The following is a 17355-nucleotide window of genomic DNA, read 5'->3' on the forward strand; positions in this document are numbered from 1 at the left end:
CGGGCCTTGTCGATCACGGAAGACCGCCTGGTAGGGCGGTCACGAACGGGTCGTGTCCAGCCATCCCTGCAGGATCTGGACAGCGGCGGCCTGGTCGACCACGGCCCGCTGCTTGCGTCCCTTGACCCCGCGCCCGGAGAGCTGCCGGGCTGCGACGACGGTCGTCATCCGCTCGTCGGTGAGCTCGACGGGCACGTCCAGGCCCGCCCGCAGCGCGTCCGCGAACACCCGTGCCGCCTCGGCGGCCGGGCCGTCCTGCCCACGCAGGTTCCGCGGCAGCCCGAGCACGACGCCGACGACGTCGTGCTCGGCCACCAGCTCCGCGATCCGCCGCACGTCCGCGCCACCCTCGAGGTCCCGCGCGACGGTCTCCACCGGGGTGGCGAGGATCCCGTCGGGGTCGCACATCGCGACCCCGACCCGGACCGCACCCACGTCGATCCCGAGGCGCCGCCCGCGCGACCACGTCATCCGCGTACGGCCCCGCGCAGGGCCTGGATGGCGGCGTCGATCCCGGACGGGTCGGTCCCGCCGCCCTGCGCCAGGTCCGGCTTCCCGCCGCCGCGACCGCCGACGGCCGGGGCGAACTCCGGGATCAGCTTCCCGGCGGCCAGACCGTTGTCCCGGGCCGCGGCCGTGGTGGCGACGACGAACGACACCTTCCCGTCCGCGACGGCGAACAGCGCGACCACACCGGGGCGGGTGCCGAGCTTGCCGCGCACGTCGGCGGCCAGGGTGCGCAGGTCGTTGCCGCTCACCCCGTCCGGCGCGGTGACGGCGACGAGCGCGGTCCCGTCCAGGTCCTCGGCCCGCTCGGCGAGCGCCCCGGCCGAGGCGAGGACGGCGTCGGCGCGGTGCTTCTCCAGGTCCCGCTCCGCGGTGCGCAGCCGCTCGACGATGCCCTGGATGCGGTCGGGCAGCTCCTCCGGACGGGCCTTGAGCTGGTCGGCGAGCTGGTTGACCAGCAGGTGCTCGGTGGTGGCGTGCCGGTACGCGTCCAGCCCGACCAGCGCCTCGACCCGGCGGACGCCGGAGCCGATGGAGGCCTCGGACAGCACCCGGACGAGCCCGAGCTCGCCGGTGCGCCCGACGTGGGTGCCTCCGCACAGCTCGCGCGAGTAGTCGCCCATGTCGACGACGCGGACCTTGTCGCCGTACTTCTCGCCGAACAGCATCATCGCGCCGAGCTTGCGGGCCTGGTCCATCGACGTCTCGTAGGTCTGGATCTCCCGGTCGGACTGCAGGACCGAGTTGACCTCCTCCTCGATCTCCACCAGGGCGGCCGGGGCGACGGCGCCGGTCGGCGAGGTGAAGTCGAACCGCAGCCGGCCCGGGGCGTTGAGCGAGCCGGCCTGGGCGGCCGAGGTCCCCAGCGCCCCGCGGACACCGGCGTGCACCAGGTGGGTGGCGGTGTGCGCGCGGGAGATCGCGGCCCGGCGCCCGGTGTCGACGGAGGCCACGACCTCGGCGTCCAGGGTGACGGTCCCGGCGGTGACGACGCCGCGGTGCACCCGCAGGCCGGCGACCGGGGACTGGACGTCGTCCACCCGGACCTCGAAGGAGGCGCCCTTCAGGACGCCGGAGTCGGCCTGCTGGCCGCCGGCCTCGGCGTAGAACGGGGTGCGGTCGAGCAGCACCTCGACCTTCTCCCCCTCCTCGGCGGCGGGCACGGTGGCGCCGTCGCGCAGCAGCCCGACGATCCGGGACTCGGAGTTCAGCGTCTGGTAGCCGAGGAAGTCGGTGGCGCCGTGCGTGTCGAGCACGGCCCGGTACACCGAGGCGTCGACGAAGCCGACCTTGCGCCCGGCGGCGTCGGCCTTGGCCCGGTCGCGCTGCTCCTTCATCAGAGCGGCGAACCGGTCCCGGTCGACGGCCAGCCCGGCCTCGGAGGCCATCTCCAGGGTGAGGTCGATCGGGAAGCCGTAGGTGTCGTGCAGCGCGAACGCCTGGTCCCCGGCCAGCACGGTGCCGCCGGACCGCTTCGTCTCGGCCACCGCACCGTCGAAGATCTTCTCCCCGGCGGACAGCGTGGCGAGGAAGGTCTCCTCCTCGGCCCGGATGACCGCGGAGATCCGCTCGAAGTCGCTCGCGAGCTCCGGGTAGGTCGGGGACATGGCGTCCCGGACGACGGTGGCGAACTCGCCCAGGCACGGCCCGGTCACCCCGAGCAGGCGGGCCGAGCGCACGATCCGGCGCAGCAGCCGGCGCAGCACGTAGCCACGGCCCTCGTTGCCGGGGGTGACACCGTCGCCGACGATCATCATCGACGACCGGGCGTGGTCGGCGATGACCCGGAACCGGACGTCGTCGACCTCGTTCCCGCCGTACCGCCTGCCGGAGAGCTCCTCGGCCTTGGCGATCACCGGGCGGACCAGGTCGGTCTCGTAGACGTTGTTCACGCCCTGCAGCAGGAACGCGACCCGCTCGACGCCCATGCCGGTGTCGATGTTCTTGTGCGGCAGGGTGCCGATCGGCGGGTGCCCCTTCTTCGGGGACAGCTCGCCGCGCTCGTCCTGCATGAAGACGAGGTTCCAGATCTCGAGGTAGCGGTCCTCGTCGGCCTCCGGGCCGCCGTCGGCGCCGAACTCCGGCCCGCGGTCGAAGTAGATCTCCGAGCAGGGTCCGCCGGGACCGGGCACGCCCATGTCCCAGTAGTTGTCGTCGCCGCCGCGGCGCTGGATGCGCTCCTCGGGCAGGCCGGCGATCTCCTTCCAGAGCTCGATCGCCTCGTCGTCGTCGAAGTAGACGGTGACCCAGATCCGCTCGGGGTCGAAGCCATACCCGCCGTCGTCCTGGCTGTTCGTGATCAGCGACCAGGCCTGCTCGATCGCGCCGCGCTTGAAGTAGTCGCCGAACGAGAAGTTGCCGGCCATCTGGAAGAACGTGGTGTGCCGGGTGGTCTTGCCGACCTCGTCGATGTCCGGCGTGCGCACGCACTTCTGGATCGACGTGGCGCGCGGGTAGGGCGCGGGCACGTCACCGAGGAAGTACGGCTTGAACTGGACCATGCCCGCGTTGACGAACAGCAGCTGCGGGTCCTCGAGGATCAGCGACGCGCTGGGGACCGGCGTGTGCCCGGCGTTCTCGAAGTGGGCGGTGAAGCGACGGACGATCTCGTGGGTCTGCACCGTGAGGGACTCTCGTTCTCGGGTACGGCGACGGGTGTGCGCTGCTCGCGCAGGCCGACACCGTACGGCGGGACGGCGCCGCAGCGCCGTGGAGGCTCGGGGACGCGGGAGCTTCTCAGGCGCCCGCGCCGGGCGCTCGGTCACGGTACGGCTCACGGGGCACGGTGGAGGGAACGGCGGCGATGGTCACGCGGCTCCTCCCCTCGTCCCGAGTCCGACCGCCACGTGGCGTCGAGGTCGCGGACCAGGTTACTCCCCGCGCCCGGCAGACCTCTCCCCGGTTGCGTCCGGTCAGGACCGGTCGAGCTCGTCGGCGAAGGTCGTCGTGCCGGCGCCGGGCTCCAGACGGGCCCGCAGCTCGCCGTAGAGGACGACGGCCGCGGCGAGGGCGAACACGGTCAGCGGGATGAGGAGCAGGTTGATCAGCAGCTGGCTCACGATCAGCGCCGGGTCGCCCGGCACGGCCCCGAGCGCGGGGACCGAGCCGACCAGGGTGGCCACGACCGAGTAGGCGGCGGAGAGAAGGAACAGCGCCAGCAGACGGCCCAGCACGCCGAAGAACCGCGGGTTCACCAGCGCGAACGCCCGCCCGATCCCGGCCCGCTCGACGACGACGGCGCCGGTCAGCGCGCCGGCGAACACGACCGTCAGGTAGATGCCGGGAAGGACCAGCGCCAGGAACCCGATCACGGTGAGGATCGCCGACAGCACGATCCAGCCGATCAGCGGCAGGAATCGCCGCCCGGCGAACCCGAGGACATCACCGGGGCTCCATGCCCGGCCGGCCGCGTCGCGGACGACGACGAAGACGGAGGCGGCCAGTCCGAGGGCGCCGAACACGATCGACGCCAGACGGACTCCGGCGGACTCGGTGGCGAGGCTGTACTCGAACCCGAACCGGGGGGCGAGGGCCTCGGCGTCCTCGAACGCCCCGAGACCACCGAGCAGGCCGACGACCACCGCCACGGGCACGAACACGCAGAGCTGGATCACGACGAGCGGGACGAGGCTGCGACGGACGACCGCGATGCTCTTGCCGAGCCAGTCGGAGAAGCCGCCGGAGACGAGCGGGTCCTCGGCGTCCTGCGGGGCACTCGCGTGCGGGGAGACCATCCGGCGCACGCTATCTGGGCTGTTCGGCGCACTATCGAGCCACCGCGCGGGAGCCTGTCGAGGGCTCGACCGAGCAGAGCCGGTGCCGGCGCGCGCCCGAGCGCGCCGGCACCGGCGGGGCGGGCCACGCCGCCGTCTCCCGGTACGGGGGGACCGGAGACGGCTCGTGGCGGACCCGCTGCCGGGGGCCGGGTCAGACGGCGACCGGGAGCCCACGCCCTCGACCGGCCGCGTCCGTGCGGACCTCGTGCGGGCGGGGGGCCGGGTGGGCGGCGGACCAGGCCACACGGCCGGGACGGCGCGGACCGGGGATGACGGGTCCCGGCCGGCGTCCACCGGCGGCCGGAGACGGCGCGACGGTCACGTCGCCGTCGGTACGGCGGGCGGCGGGCCGCGGCCGGGGAGCCCGGACCGGCGCCGACGGGGCGAGCCGCTGCTCGGCCGCGGCCAGGCGGGCGTCGCGCTCGGCGATCTCGCGACGCAGCCGGTTCAGCGCGCGGTGCTGGGCGACCCGGATCGCGCCGGGGGTGGACCCGAGCGCGTCGGCCGTCTCCTCGGCGGTGAGACCGACGGCGACCCGGAGGGTGAGGATCTCGACCTGGCGGGGTCCGAGCACGGCGAGCAGGTCGCTCAGCCGCGCGCTGCGCTCGGCGTCGAGCACGATCTGCTCGGGGTCCTCCTCGCGGCCGATCCGCTCGGGGATCTCGTCGACGGCGTCGGAGCGGTTGCGGGCCATCGCGCGGAACGCGTCGGCGATCTTGTGGCGGGCGATCCCGAAGACGAACGCGCGGAACGACATCCCGGACAGCCGATACTGGGGCAGCACGGCGAGCACCGCCATGCACACGTCCTGCGCGACGTCGTCGGCGGAGCCCAGGGTGGTCTCCCGCCGTCCGAGCCGGGCCCGGCAGAAGCGCTCGACCTGCGGCTGGATCACGGCCAGCAACGCCGCGATCGCGTCGGGCTCACCGACGACCGCGCGCGCCAGGAGATCCGCCGGGAGCGGCTCGGCGACCGGCGCCGGTGTCGCGGCGCCCGGTCCCTCCCCCGGTTCCTCCTGTTCATCGGGCTCGTCGAGGACGGCGCCTTCGGCCACTGCGGGTCCGTGATCCATCCTGCGCTCCTCCGGTGCGGCTGCCGCCGCGCCCCCTCGTGTCGGTCGCCGGGACGTCGTGTGCGCCGGACCTCAGGGCCGACCGGCCGCGTCCCGGCCTGCGATCAACACTGTCGAGACACCCGATCGGGGTCAATCAACATGGTCAATTTGCGGTACGCCGACAGGAAGCGGGACGGAGGGTGCGCCAGTGACCCCAGGGACACCCGTTCAGGGCCACCCGGTCCGGGCACGCCCATGTCCGTGACCCGGACGGAGCAGTCTCGTTGATCCAGATGTCACGGTCCGCTCACCGTCCTAAGGACTACTCCCGGTGCCTCTCCGTCGTCGGAACCGCCTCCTGCTCGCCGCCCTCGCCGGGGCCGCGGCGATCGCCGTCGGGGCTGCCGTGCCGGCGACGGCGGCACCGGAGCCGGCCGCGCTGCCGCTGCTGAGCGAGGTCGCGGCCGCGGGCCTGCTGCCGGAGGTGTCCCGGGTCGCGGGCGGGTCGGCGGCCGGGGTCTGGTTCGACGACGGCCGGCTGATGGCCGGCGTCTGGGACCCCGCGGAGGCCGCGGCGCTCGAGGCGATCGGGGTGACGCCGGTGCTGCGCGACGGTCCCCGCCGCGACCCGGCCGCCGCCCGCACGGCGCTGGACGCCCGCACGGCGTCGGGTATGCCGGAGGGCCTGGCCTCCTACGGCGTGGACCCGCGGACCGAGCAGCTGGTGCTCGACGTGGTGGCGGGCCAGGACACGGAACCGCTGGTCCGCGAGCTCACCGCCGGGCTGGACCCGTCTGTGGTGCGGGTGGAGACGGTGCCGGCCGGCCCGGCGCGCCAGGCCGCGGTCACCGGCGGTGACTCGATCTCCGACGGCAGCCGCCGGTGCACCGCCGGGTTCTCCGGCTCGGACGCCGCCGGGGACTGGCTGATCACCGCCGGGCACTGCACCCGCGGGTCGTCGACCTGGTACGCCGCCGACGACAGCACGATCGGCACCGATTCCCGCAGCGCGGAGCGGGGCATCGACGTCGGGGCGATCGCGGTCGACCCCGGCAGCGCCTCGGCGACCGTCGCGGGCACCCGGGTGACGGGGACCCGGGCGGCGCCCGTCGGGTCGTCGGTGTGCCTGTACGGCTCGACCAGCGGCCGGTCCTGCGGGACGGTCGAGCGCACCGACATGACCGTCAACTTCGACGGCCAGCAGCAGTCCGGTCTCACCTCGGTGCGCGCGTGCGCCCGGCAGGGCGACTCCGGGGCGCCCTACATCACCGCGGACGGCCAGGCCCAGGGCGTGCACACCGGCGCGGGCGGCCCGGACGGCTGCACCAGCTACTTCACGCCGATCGGCACCGCGACCAGCGCGCTCGGGCTGACCCTGCGGACCGGCTGACGCCCCATCCGCCCCACGCATCCCATCCACCCCATCCACCCCATTCCCGTGGGCGACTCATGGAGCTTTAGTTCGGTATGGCCGAACTAAAGCTCCATGAGTCGGTCCGTGGGCCGGGGCGGGTCGGGTCGGGGGGCGCTCAGTCCCGGCGTCCACGGACCACCCGTCGCAGCTTGGGCAGCCGCTCGGCCAGGGTCCGCTCGTGACCGCGCCCGGTGGGCGCGTAGTAGTCGGTCGCGACGAGGTCGTCGGGCGGGTACTGCTGGCGCAGGACGCCGTCCGGGTCGTCGTGCGGGTACCGGTAGCCGACGGCGTTGCCGAGCTTCTGCGCACCCGCGTAGTGCCCGTCGCGCAGGTGGGCGGGCACCGTGCCGACGGCGCCGGCCCGCACGTCGGCCATCGCCGAGTCGATCGCGGTGATCACGGCGTTCGACTTCGGCGCGGTCGCCAGGTGCACGGTGACCTGGGCGAGCGCGATCCGCGCCTCCGGCATCCCGACGAGCTGGACGACCTGGGCGGCCGCGGTGGCGGCGGGCAGCGCGGTCGGGTCGGCGAGGCCGATGTCCTCGCTGGCGTGCACCATCAGCCGCCGCGCGATGAACCGGGCGTCCTCCCCCGCGACGATCATCCGGGCCAGGTAGTGCAGGGCGGCGTCCGGGTCGGACCCGCGGATGGACTTGATGAAGGCGCTGATGACGTCGTAGTGCTGGTCGCCGGCCCGGTCGTAGCGGACGGCGACCTCGGTGACGGCGCGTTCGACGGCGTCGAGGTCGACGACGGGACTCTCCGCTCCGGTCGCGCCGCCGGCCGGGTCCGCAGGATCATCGTCGTCGGCGGCGGTGCCCAGCACCCCGTCGGCTGCGGCCTCGAGCGCGGTCAGGGCGCGTCGCCCGTCCCCGGCGGCCAGCCGGATCAGGGCCTCCTCCCCGTCCTCGGCGAGGACGACCGCGCCGGCCAGCCCGCGCTGGTCGGCGACGGCACGGCGCAGCAGGCCGCGGACGTCGTCCTCGCCGAGCGAGGTCAGCTGCAGCACCAGGGAGCGGGACAGCAGCGGGGAGACCACCGAGAACGACGGGTTCTCCGTGGTCGCCGCGACGAGCAGCACGAGCCGGTCCTCGACGGCGCCGAGCAGCGCGTCCTGCTGGGTCCGGGAGAAGCGGTGCACCTCGTCGATGAACAGCACGGTCGAGGTCCCACTGCGGTCGCGGCGGCGACGGGCCTCCTCGATGACGGCCCGCAGCTCCTTCACCCCGGCCGACAGCGCGGAGAGCGCGACGAAGTGCCGCGCCCCTCCCCCGGCGCGGGCCATCAGCCGGGCCAGGGTGGTCTTGCCGGTGCCCGGCGGGCCGTAGAGCAGCACCGAGGCGGCCGCACCGCCGTCGAGCAGGCGGCGCAGCGGCGCACCGGGCTTGAGCAGCTCGGCCTGCCCGACGACCTCGTCCAGGCTGCGCGGGCGCATCCGGACCGCCAGCGGGGCGTCCGGGCGCGGGGTCGCCCCGCCGTCGTCGCTGTCGTCGATGCCGTCCACGGCTCCGCCCGGGCCGGGGTCGAGGTCGAACAGGCCGTCGGTGCTCATCGCCGTCCAGCCTGCCAGGGGTGCACGCACCCCGGCCGGTCAGGGACGGTCCAGCTCACCGTCGAGGACCGGGGTGTGGACGGGGTGGTGCTCGCGGAACCGGTTCTCCGCGTAGATCACCACGAGGGCGGCCGTCGCGACGACCGACATCGGGATCAGCAGCACGTTCTGCAGCAGCTGCACGAGCACCAGGCTGGTCAGCGCGAACGGGCTGGTCAGCAGGCCGATGAGCCCGCCGTAGACCAGCGCGAGGACGGCGATCAGCGCGAGCCGCCCGAACGTCGGGAAGAACCGCGGGTTGACCAGGGCGAAGGCCCGGCCCATCCCGGCCCGCTCGACCACCACGACACCGGTGAGCGCGCCGATGAACACGACCGCGAGGTAGACACCCGGGACGACGAGCGCGACGAGCCCGAGCACCACGAGCAGGCCGGCGAGCAGGTTCCAGCCGACGACGGCGAGCGCGCGGCTCCGCGCGAACGCGAGCACCTCGTGCGGGTCGTACGTCCGCTGCGCGGCATCCCGCACGACGACGAACACCGACGCCGCCGAGCCGAGGGCCATGAGGACGACGGATACGGCGAGCTGCAGGAGCTCGATCGCGCCGAAGGTCGCCAGCGTCGTGACCGCGGGGACGCCGACGGTGCTCGCCCGCGAGGTGGCGCCGAGGCCGACCAGGGTGAGGATCCCGTCCAGCAGGGCGATCGGGACCCAGACGGCGACCTGGATGACCGCGAGCGGCCGCCAGCTGCGCTGCACCGTGCCGATGACCTTGGAGACCCAGTCGCCGAAGGAGAAGGGCACGAGCGGGTCCGGCGAGGGTCCGTGGGGGACACCGGTCGCCGACACCGGATACCCGCCGGGCTGGGCGTCGTAGGGCGCGGAGCCGTACCGGGGCGCTCCGTAGGGCGACTGACCGGAAGGCTGCTGGGCGTCGTAGTTCTGCTGCCCGTAGGGCTGGGCGCCGTAAGGCTGCTGCCCGTAGGGCTGGGCACCGTAAGGCTGGGCGCTGTAGGGCTGGGCACCGTAGGGCTGGGCGCTATAGGGCTGGCCCGTGTACTGGCCGTGGGTCCGGGCGCCGTAGGGGTCGCCACCGTCAAGAGCCCGGCCCTGAGTGGGCTGGTCGTACGACTCCACCTTGTAGCCCTGCCCGCCGTCCGGCTGCTGACCGGGAGCCTGGTGACCACCGTAGGGCGCCGCGCCGTAGCCCTGCCCGTCGTAGGGCTGCGTACCGTGCGCCTGGTGCGCAGCAGCCGGCCCCGTGCCGTGGCGCTGTTGAGCGTCGGCCTGCTGCTCGCCGTGGGCCGGCTCGCCACGGAGCTGGTCACCCTGAGCCGGCTGCTCACCGGAGGCCCGCGGATCGTCCGGGCGTTCGGCCGGGACGTCCCCGCCCGCGGGCGGGAGGGGCCCGGCGGGCCCGTCCTGCGAGGTCTGCGACCCGACCGTCCGCTCCGGTTCCCCGGACCGCACCTCCTGGGTGTCCGGTTCGTCCGGTGCCGGCGACCCGGCGGTTCCCCGAGACGGGTCGTTCACCGGCGGCTCCGTGCTCATACGCGCGGACCCTAGCCCCACCCCCGGACACCCGCAGTGATCATGGTCCGCCGCGTCCGGTTCCCGGTGCGATGACCGGTGATCGCGACGGACCCCCGATCGTCGCCGGAACGCAACTCCGGCGACGCGTGGTGTCACCGACCGGCAACACGGGCGCGGCACCCTCGTCGGGCATGGACACGATCCCGGCCTGCCCCCTGTGCTCCCGCCCGCGCACTCCCGCGGCCGTCCGCGGCCAGGAGTGGAGCGGTCACCACGGACCCGACGGCACCGTCTGGGTGTGCGGGCCGTGCACCCGCACCCACCTCACGGACCTCGAGTGCGGCCTGCTCGACCCGGTCCGCCCGGTACCGCGGGTGGCCGCCCGCGAGAGGCGGGCGGCCTGAGACCCGCGCCGATCCGGGTCGTCGTTCAGCGGCGGTTGTGGATGTCCTCCGACATCCGCACCACGGCGTAGTAGAACTCCAGCGTCACCCGGAACAGCGTGAGGTAGATCAGGAACCCGATCGCGCCGCCGATGAGCGCGAGCAGGCCCAGTCCGAACCCCTGGCTGAATCCGGCGACGACCACGAACACGTAGCCGATCACGAGCGCCGCGAACAGCAGGATGTAGAGGAACTTGACGATATAGGGCGTCACGAAGCGGTTGAAGCCGAAGTCGAACAGCGCGACGAACGGGTTCGACGGCGGCGGTGGCGGCGGTGGCGGCCCGCCTGCCGGGTAGGGGCTACCCGGGTACTGCGGCGGCGGTCCAGGTGGTGGTGAGCTCATGGCGGCGGACAGTAGCGCCGAACCGCGGAGTCGATAGGCCGTTCGCACCAATCGTGATCGGCTGGTCACCCGATGGACGTCTCGCGGCCCGGCGAGTCGTAGGGTCCATCACCGTGCGGGAGATCCTGGAATTGCTGGAACGGGACGCGTCGCTCGGCCACGCCACGATGGCGACCATGCTCGGCCTGCCGGTCGAGGAGGTCGACACCCGGGTTGCCGAATGGGAGCGGACCGGTGTCATCCGGCGGCACCGCGCCGTCGTCGACTGGGCCCGGTACGAGGACGGCACACCGGACGGCCACGTCGCCGGCGCCGGCCGGGCGGGGGCGCAGGTCACGGCGTTCATCGACGTCGCTGTGGCCCCGGCGCGCGGGGTCGGGTTCGACGACGTCGCGCACCGCATCTCCCGCTTCGACGAGGTCCGGGACTGCCATCTCGTCTCCGGCGGGCACGACCTGCGCTGCACGGTCATCGGCCCGGACATCCGGGCGATCAGCGACTTCGTGTCCCAGAAGCTGTCGACGATCGACCGGGTGCGGTCCACCGCCACGCACTTCGTGCTGGCCACGCACAAGCGCGACGGCGACACGTTCGCCGAACCCGAGCCGGACCACCGGCTGCCGGTGACCCCGTGAGACCGCTCAACACGACGATCACCGCGATCCCGCCGTCCGGGATCCGCCGGTTCTTCGACATCGCCGCCGAGATGGACGACGTGATCTCCCTCGGCGTCGGCGAACCGGACTTCGTGACCCCGTGGCGGATCCGCGAGGCCGGGATCTACGCCCTGGAGCACGGCTACACCACCTACACCGGCAACGCCGGGCTCCCCCGGCTGCGCGACCTGATCTGCGCCGACCTCGCGTCCCGGTACGACGCCCACTACGACCCGGCCACCGAGTGCCTGGTGACGACCGGGGTCTCCGAGGGGCTCGACCTCGCCCTGCGGGTGCTGCTGGACCCGGGCGAGGAGGTGATCGTCCCGGAGCCCTGCTACGTCGCCTACCAGCCGTGCGTGCGGTTCGCCGGGGGCACACCGGTCGAGGTGGCGACGCGGGCCGCGGACGGATTCGCCATCGACGTCGCCGCGGTCGAGGCGGCGGTCACGCCGCGGACCAAGGCGATCCTCATCGGGTCGCCGGCCAACCCGACCGGCGCGGTGCAGCCGCCGGAGGTGCTGCGCGCACTCGTCGCACTCGCCGAGCGGCACGACCTGTACCTGGTATCCGACGAGATCTACGACCGTCTCACCTACGACGGCGTGCACACCTGCCTCGGCGCGGTGCCCGGCGCGCGGGAGCGGACCGTGGTGCTCGGCGGGTTCTCCAAGGCCCAGGCGATGACCGGCTGGCGGGTCGGCTGGCTGGCCGCGCCCGCGCCGATCGCCGAGCTGTGCCTGCGCGTGCACCAGTACACGATGCTGTGCGCCCCGCACGTCTCGCAGGCCGCCGCGATCGAGGCCCTGGCCGGTGCCGAGCGCGAGGTGGCCGAGATGGTCGCCGACTACGACCGCCGGCGCCGGGTGTTCGTGAAGGGGCTGCGCGAGGTCGGGCTGGACTGCCCGGAACCGGCGGGCGCGTTCTACGCGTTCCCGTCGATCCGCGCGAGCGGCCTCGACGCGGAGACGTTCGCCGAGCGGCTGCTGCGCGAGGAGTCGGTCGCCGTCGTCCCGGGGACCGTGTTCGGGCCCTCCGGCGAGGGGCACGTCCGCTGCTCGTACGCGACCGCGCTGCCCCAGCTGGAGACGGCCGTCGAGCGGATCGGGAACTTCCTGCGCCGGCTCTGACGCCACCGGCTCTCCCGGCCGCACCGGGTGATCATCGCCCGGGTCCCGGACAGTGCCACGGATGGCACCGACCGGCGCCGGAACGGCGATCACCGGACCCCGGCACCCAGCCGACTCCCCCACCGCCGCGAAGATCGTCGACCGGGTCCCGGGAGAGGCCATCCATGGCACCGATCGGCACCAAGACGGCGATCATCGCTCACCCGCCTCGGCGTCGGCGGGCTCCCGGGCCAGCTCCTCGGCGCGGGCCGCCCAATGGGCCGCGCCGAGGGCGCCGGCCAGCTCGCCGGCCCGGCGGGCGAACCGGGCGGACCCGGCGTCGTCGCCCAGGACGCGCGCCGTGCGGGCCAGGAACAGGTCCACCGGGCCGAGCACCAGCAGCCCGTTCCCGGTGCACACCAGCCGGCCCGACCACGGCAGCAGCTCCTCGTGCGCCGCGGCGGTCGCCGCACGGTCGCCGAGCGCCACCGCGTTGCGGGCCCGCAGCGCGGTCACCGCGAGCCAGGTGGCGTCGCGCGGCCACGGCGGGAGCGGCCAGAGCGCGCGGGCCTCGTCGGGCCGGCCGGCGTCGACGAGCGCGGTGACCAGCAGGTCGTCGACGCCGCCGTGCGCGTGCGCGGCGACCGCACGCAGCCGCTCGACGAGCACTCCGGTGTCGCCTGCGGCGAGCTCGACCGTCGCCGACGTCCAGGCCCGGATGATCTCGGTGTTGGGTTCGCCCTCGGCGCCGAGCCGGTCGACGACGTCGGTGAACAGGGTGCGGGCCTCGCCGATCCTCCCGCGCAGCACCGCGTCGGTCGCGCGGGATATCCGGGTGGCGAGCAGCATCGTGCCCAGCCGCCCGGTCCGGCTGGCCCGCACCGCCGCGTCGAGGTTGCGGTCCCGGTCGGCGGTGTCGGCGCGGCCGACCGCGTCCGAGGCGGCGACGAGGTGGCCCAGCGCCAGGTAGTCCGGGTCGTCGGCGGCCCGGGCGGCCTCGATCAGCTCGGCGGCGCAGCGGCCGAGCTCCGCGGTGTCGTCGTCGGTGAACGCCTGCACCACCCGCGTGTTGAGCACGCGGCAGCGCAGCAGCGGGTCCCCCAGGCCGTCGGCGAGCCGGCCGGCCTCGCGGGTGCTGGGCAGCGCGACGTCGAGCAGCCACGGCTCGGCCTCCTGCGCCCGGGTGACCAGGAGCTCGGCCCGCAGCCGCAGGTCGGCGGGGTCGATCCGGTCCAGCAGCCGGCCGATCTCGTCGGCCGTCGCGGCGCTGTCCGCGGGGTCGAACGGACGGGCCGTCCACAGTGCCGGTCCGGGGATCGGCCATGCCCGGGCGACGTCGGTGTCGGTCCCGAGCTCGCGGGCGGCGGCCAGCGAGACCTCCCGCTCCCGGCGGGCGCCGACGACGTCGCCACTCCCGGCGACGGCCGCCACCAGCTCCCGGTGCGCCGCCAGCCGGCCCGCCGGGGTGCCCGCGCCCAGCCGGTGCGCGGCCAGCACCTCGCGCCAGTACCCGGCCGCCTGGGCCGGGGCGCCGCCGTCGCCGGCCCGTCGCGCGGCCCGCTCCAGGTGCGGCAGCGCCCGGGCCGCGGTCGCCGGCCCCAGCGACCGGGCCGCGTGCTCGGCCAGCAGGAAGGTCCGGTCGCCGGCGCGCTGCTCCAGCGCGGTCAGCGCGGCGAGGTGCATGCGGGCCCGGCGCAGCGGCGGGATCCGCTCGTAGCAGGTGTCGCGCACCAGGACGTGGGTGAACCGCAGCTCCCCCGGCGGCACCGTCTCCAGCAGCCCGGCGACGACGGCGGCGTCCAGGTCGTCGATCACCTCCTCCTCGCCGTCGGTCCCGCGCGGCGGCGACAGCTCCAGCAGGAGGTCGACGTCGACGTCGCGGCCCAGCACCGCGGCCCGGGACAGCGTGCTGACCGCACGGGCGGGCAGCTGCTCGAGCCGGCGGGTGAGCAGGTCCCGCAGGGCCCGGGGCAGCGAGCGGACCGCGGCCGGCCCCTCCAGCGCGACGACGCCGGCCAGCTGGCGCAGGAACAGCGGGTGCCCGGCCGCGCGCTCGACGAGCTCCCGCCAGGCCGCATCCGGCAGCGGGCGGTCGAGCAGGTCGCGCAGCAGGATGGTCGCCGCGTCGTCGTCGAGTCCACCGAGGACGATCCGGTCCGCGGTCCGGCCGGTGGTCGCGGCCAGGGTGGCGAGCAGCTCCGGACCGCCCTCCACGCTGCGGAAGGTCGCGACGACGAGGAGCCGGCCGCCACCCCGCCCCGAACCGAGCAGCTGGCGCAACACCTGCAGGGTCTCCTCGTCGGCCCGGTGCACGTCCTCCAGCACGACCAGGACGCCGGGGTGTGCGGCGACCGCGGACGCGACCCGGCCGGCGAGGTCGAAGGCCCCCGACGGGCCGGGGTCGTCGTCGCCGGGGGCGAGCTCGCCGAGGACCTGCTGCCACGGCCATCCCGGCGGAGAGCCCGTCGCCTCAGGGCAGCGACCGCGGGTGACCCGGACTCCGTCGACACACCGGGCGTACTCCTCGACCAGCGCGGACTTGCCGGTCCCCGCCTCCCCCTCGACCCAGACGACCGACGGCTGCCCGTCGCCCCGCCCGGCCGCCGCGGCCAGCCGGGCGAGCTCGGCGTCGCGGCCGACGAGGCGGGTGCGGGGATCCGGCGGTTCCGGGCCCGCCGCGCCGTCCGATCCGACGGCGCCGTCCGGGCGGACCGGATCCGCCGCGCCGCCCGGGCCCGCGGCATCGGCCAGGACCGCCGCGTCGGCCGGGACGGTTGCATCGACCGGGCCCGCCGCACCCCCGGCCCCCGTCGAGCCGACGGAGCCACGTTCACCACCGCTGTCACCCGGCGCCGCACCCGCCCGGCCCGGCGCGGGAGCGAGTGGGCCGGGGCTGTCGAGGACCGGGGACTGGGTCAGGATGTCGGACTCCAGGGTCCGAAGCGCGGGGCCGGGGTCCAGGCCGAGCTCGTCGGCCAGTCGCGCGCGCAACGCCCGCAGCTCGGCCAGCGCCTCCCGCTGACGGCCCGCCCGGTACAGCGCCCGGGCCCGGAGCGCGACCGCCGGCTCCCGCAACGGGTCGGCGCCCAGCAGCGCGTCGGCCAGGACGTCCCGTGGCCGGTCCAGGTCCAGTGCGGCGGCCGCGCGCAGCTCCACCGCCGTGGCCCGCGACTCGCGCAGCCGCGCGATCTCGACGTCCGCCCACTCCGATCCGGAGTAGGCGGCGAACGGCTCGTCGGTCCACAGTGCCAGCGCCCCGGTGACCAGCTCGACCACCTGTGCCGGGTCCGCCGACCGGGCCGCCGTGGCGACGAGACGGTCGAACGACCACACGTCGACCGCGTCGGGCGGGAGTCGCAGCGCGTAGCCCGGCACCGCGCTGACCAGCACCGACGCCGGCGTCCGGGGAGCGCGGTCCGGTTCGAGCAGGCGACGCAGGTGCGACACGTAGGCCTGCAGCGACCCCAGCGCGTGCGGCGGAGCACCGGTGGACCACAGGTCCGTGGTGAAGCGGTCGGCCGACACCACCCGGCCCGCGGCCGCGACCAGCACGCCGAGCACGGCGCGTTGCCGGGGGCCGCCCAGCTCCACCGGCTCCCCGTGGACACGGGCCGATATCGGCCCGAACGCGGTGATCGTCACGTCCGCCACGCGCGCAGCGTAGACCGATGCGCGGTGGAAGATCAGCCCTCGGCGGGACCCCGTGTCACGAACCCGCGGTGCGGAACGCGGGGAACAGCGGGAGCTCGGACGGCGCGTCCGGGAACCGTTCGTCCAGGGCGTCGACGACCGCGCCGGCGAGCTCCGCGGTCCCCGGCAGCCCGGTGGCCGCCGCGATGCCGGCCAGCCCGCGCCAGTAGTGCCGCAGCGCGGTGCTGATCCGCGGCGACCGGCCGGCGTCGCTGCCGATCGGACCGTCCCGGTGCCGGATCCGCGGCAGCAGCATCCACGTCGACCACCACACCCACAGCACGTGCGCGTCGGTCAGCCGGGACGCGAGCAGGTCGGGATCGTCGAGCTCGGGCCACACCGGCGCGACCTCGATACGCCAGGCCTCGAGCATCTGCTCACCCATCCCCGCGGGCAGCGCGAAGCTGGCCGCGCACCCCGGGAACGGGACGCGGGCGTAGGCGGCGTCCAGCACGACGTCCCGGAAGCACCCCCACTCGAAGTCGACGAACCGCACACCGCGGCTGGTCACGAGGTTGTTGTCCGGGCAGGTGTCGGACGGGCTGAACGCGCGGAACCCGGTGCCGCCGAGCAGCCGGACCGCGGCACGGGCCTCCAGCACCGCCAGCTCCGGCGGCGCGACGCCGAGGTCGGTCCCGAGCAGCTCGGGCAGCCCGGCGAGCGCGGCCCGGGCCTGGTCGGCGACCGGGTCCCGGCGGACCTTCTCCCCCAGCCGGCGCAGCAGGGCCCCGAAGTCACCCTCCCGGCCGGCGGTGGCGGCCTGCATGCGGCCGAGCCCGCGGGCCCAGCCGAGCAGGCAGGACTTCGCGGCCTCCCGGTCGTGGCCGAAGAGCTTGTCGGCCAGGGTCGAGCTGCGTCCGAGGTCCTCCAGCACCAGGAGCCGCTGCTCCGGGTCGTGGGCGATGATCGCCGGGCTCGGCCGGACGTCGGTGGGCAGCGCGGTGAACAGCTGGCAGGACGCGACCTCATAGCGGAACGGGTCGGACGTGGCCGGCCCGCCCGCCGCGGGCTCGGCGGTGATCGGGAAGTACTGCTTGACGACGACGCTGCGGCGGTCGGAGAACGGGTTCTGTCCCATCCGGGCCCGGGCGACGACCGAGTTCCCGCTGCCACCGAGATCCTCGGGCTCGGAGAGCTCGACCTCCGAGCCGGCCCGGCGCGACAGCAGCCGGGCAGCACCGGCCGCCGCCGCGACCGCCGTGGGGGTCGCGTACGGATCGGACATCGCCGGAAACCCTACCCTCCGTCCGCGCCCCGGTCCGCGCCGTGACGGCA

12 protein-coding genes and 1 pseudogene are annotated in these 17355 nt (G+C 75.1%); 4 read left to right on the forward strand and 9 right to left on the reverse strand.

Features of this window, described 5'->3' with window-relative positions:
* Positions 1 to 39 precede the first annotated feature (39 nt).
* The 4 genes and pseudogenes from ruvX to shbA form a co-directional block, all read right to left on the reverse strand.
* Positions 40 to 471 (reverse strand): Holliday junction resolvase RuvX, encoded by a 432-nt coding sequence (ruvX, locus tag WIS52_RS04945; RefSeq protein ID WP_349296903.1) that lies wholly within the window; start codon positions 469 to 471, stop codon positions 40 to 42.
* Positions 468 to 3128: an alanine--tRNA ligase gene (gene alaS, locus WIS52_RS04950; protein WP_349296904.1), complete on the reverse strand. Its 2661-nt coding sequence runs from the start codon at positions 3126 to 3128 to the stop codon at positions 468 to 470. The genes ruvX and alaS overlap by 4 nt, the downstream gene beginning before the upstream one ends.
* 291 nt (positions 3129 to 3419) lie before the next feature.
* Positions 3420 to 4241, reverse strand: a complete 822-nt coding sequence (locus WIS52_RS04955) for a hypothetical protein (RefSeq protein WP_349296905.1) — start codon at positions 4239 to 4241, stop codon at positions 3420 to 3422.
* A gap of 457 nt (positions 4242 to 4698) precedes the next feature.
* Positions 4699 to 5355: pseudogene (gene shbA / locus WIS52_RS04960) on the reverse strand (RNA polymerase sigma factor ShbA); the annotation flags it as partial.
* 313 nt (positions 5356 to 5668) lie between these two features.
* Here shbA and WIS52_RS04965 point away from each other — a divergent pair.
* Positions 5669 to 6727 carry a S1 family peptidase gene (locus WIS52_RS04965; RefSeq protein WP_349296906.1) on the forward strand — a complete coding sequence of 353 codons (1059 nt, stop codon included), beginning with the start codon at positions 5669 to 5671 and terminating at the stop codon, positions 6725 to 6727.
* Between the two features lie 139 nt (positions 6728 to 6866).
* On the opposite strand, the gene WIS52_RS04970 is transcribed toward WIS52_RS04965, so the two are convergent.
* Positions 6867 to 8303: a replication-associated recombination protein A gene (locus WIS52_RS04970; RefSeq protein WP_349296907.1), complete on the reverse strand. Its 1437-nt coding sequence runs from the start codon at positions 8301 to 8303 to the stop codon at positions 6867 to 6869.
* A 39-nt stretch (positions 8304 to 8342) separates the two neighbouring features.
* Positions 8343 to 9854 (reverse strand): ICP22 family protein, encoded by a 1512-nt coding sequence (locus WIS52_RS04975; protein WP_349296908.1) that lies wholly within the window; start codon positions 9852 to 9854, stop codon positions 8343 to 8345.
* A 173-nt stretch (positions 9855 to 10027) separates the two neighbouring features.
* Here WIS52_RS04975 and WIS52_RS04980 point away from each other — a divergent pair, with 173 nt between their 5' ends.
* Entirely contained in the window at positions 10028 to 10240 is a 213-nt protein-coding gene (locus tag WIS52_RS04980; protein ID WP_349296909.1) for a hypothetical protein, read from the forward strand.
* Between the two features lie 25 nt (positions 10241 to 10265).
* Here WIS52_RS04980 and WIS52_RS04985 read toward each other — a convergent pair whose 3' ends face one another.
* Positions 10266 to 10625: a DUF4282 domain-containing protein gene (locus WIS52_RS04985; RefSeq protein WP_349296910.1), complete on the reverse strand. Its 360-nt coding sequence runs from the start codon at positions 10623 to 10625 to the stop codon at positions 10266 to 10268.
* Positions 10626 to 10738: 113 nt separating this feature from the next.
* On the opposite strand from WIS52_RS04985, the gene WIS52_RS04990 reads away from it, so the two are divergent.
* Together WIS52_RS04990 and WIS52_RS04995 are read left to right on the forward strand one after the other, a co-directional pair.
* Entirely contained in the window at positions 10739 to 11260 is a 522-nt protein-coding gene (locus WIS52_RS04990) for an Lrp/AsnC family transcriptional regulator (protein WP_349296911.1), read from the forward strand.
* On the forward strand, positions 11257 to 12411 hold the full coding sequence (locus tag WIS52_RS04995; RefSeq protein ID WP_349296912.1) for an aminotransferase class I/II-fold pyridoxal phosphate-dependent enzyme: 1155 nt from the start codon (positions 11257 to 11259) through the stop codon (positions 12409 to 12411). The genes WIS52_RS04990 and WIS52_RS04995 overlap by 4 nt, the downstream gene beginning before the upstream one ends.
* Positions 12412 to 12603: 192 nt before the next feature.
* On the opposite strand, the gene WIS52_RS05000 is transcribed toward WIS52_RS04995, so the two are convergent.
* Both WIS52_RS05000 and WIS52_RS05005 read right to left on the reverse strand, forming a co-directional pair.
* The gene (locus WIS52_RS05000; protein ID WP_349296913.1) at positions 12604 to 16041 is read right to left on the reverse strand and encodes a BTAD domain-containing putative transcriptional regulator; all 3438 of its coding nucleotides are present in this window, start codon (positions 16039 to 16041) and stop codon (positions 12604 to 12606) included.
* A gap of 55 nt (positions 16042 to 16096) precedes the next feature.
* Entirely contained in the window at positions 16097 to 17305 is a 1209-nt protein-coding gene (locus WIS52_RS05005) for a hypothetical protein (protein WP_349296914.1), read from the reverse strand.
* Between the last annotated feature and the right edge of the window lie 50 nt (positions 17306 to 17355).

It is taken from the genome of Pseudonocardia nematodicida (assembly GCF_040105385.1).
Classification (GTDB): domain Bacteria; phylum Actinomycetota; class Actinomycetes; order Mycobacteriales; family Pseudonocardiaceae; genus Pseudonocardia; species Pseudonocardia nematodicida.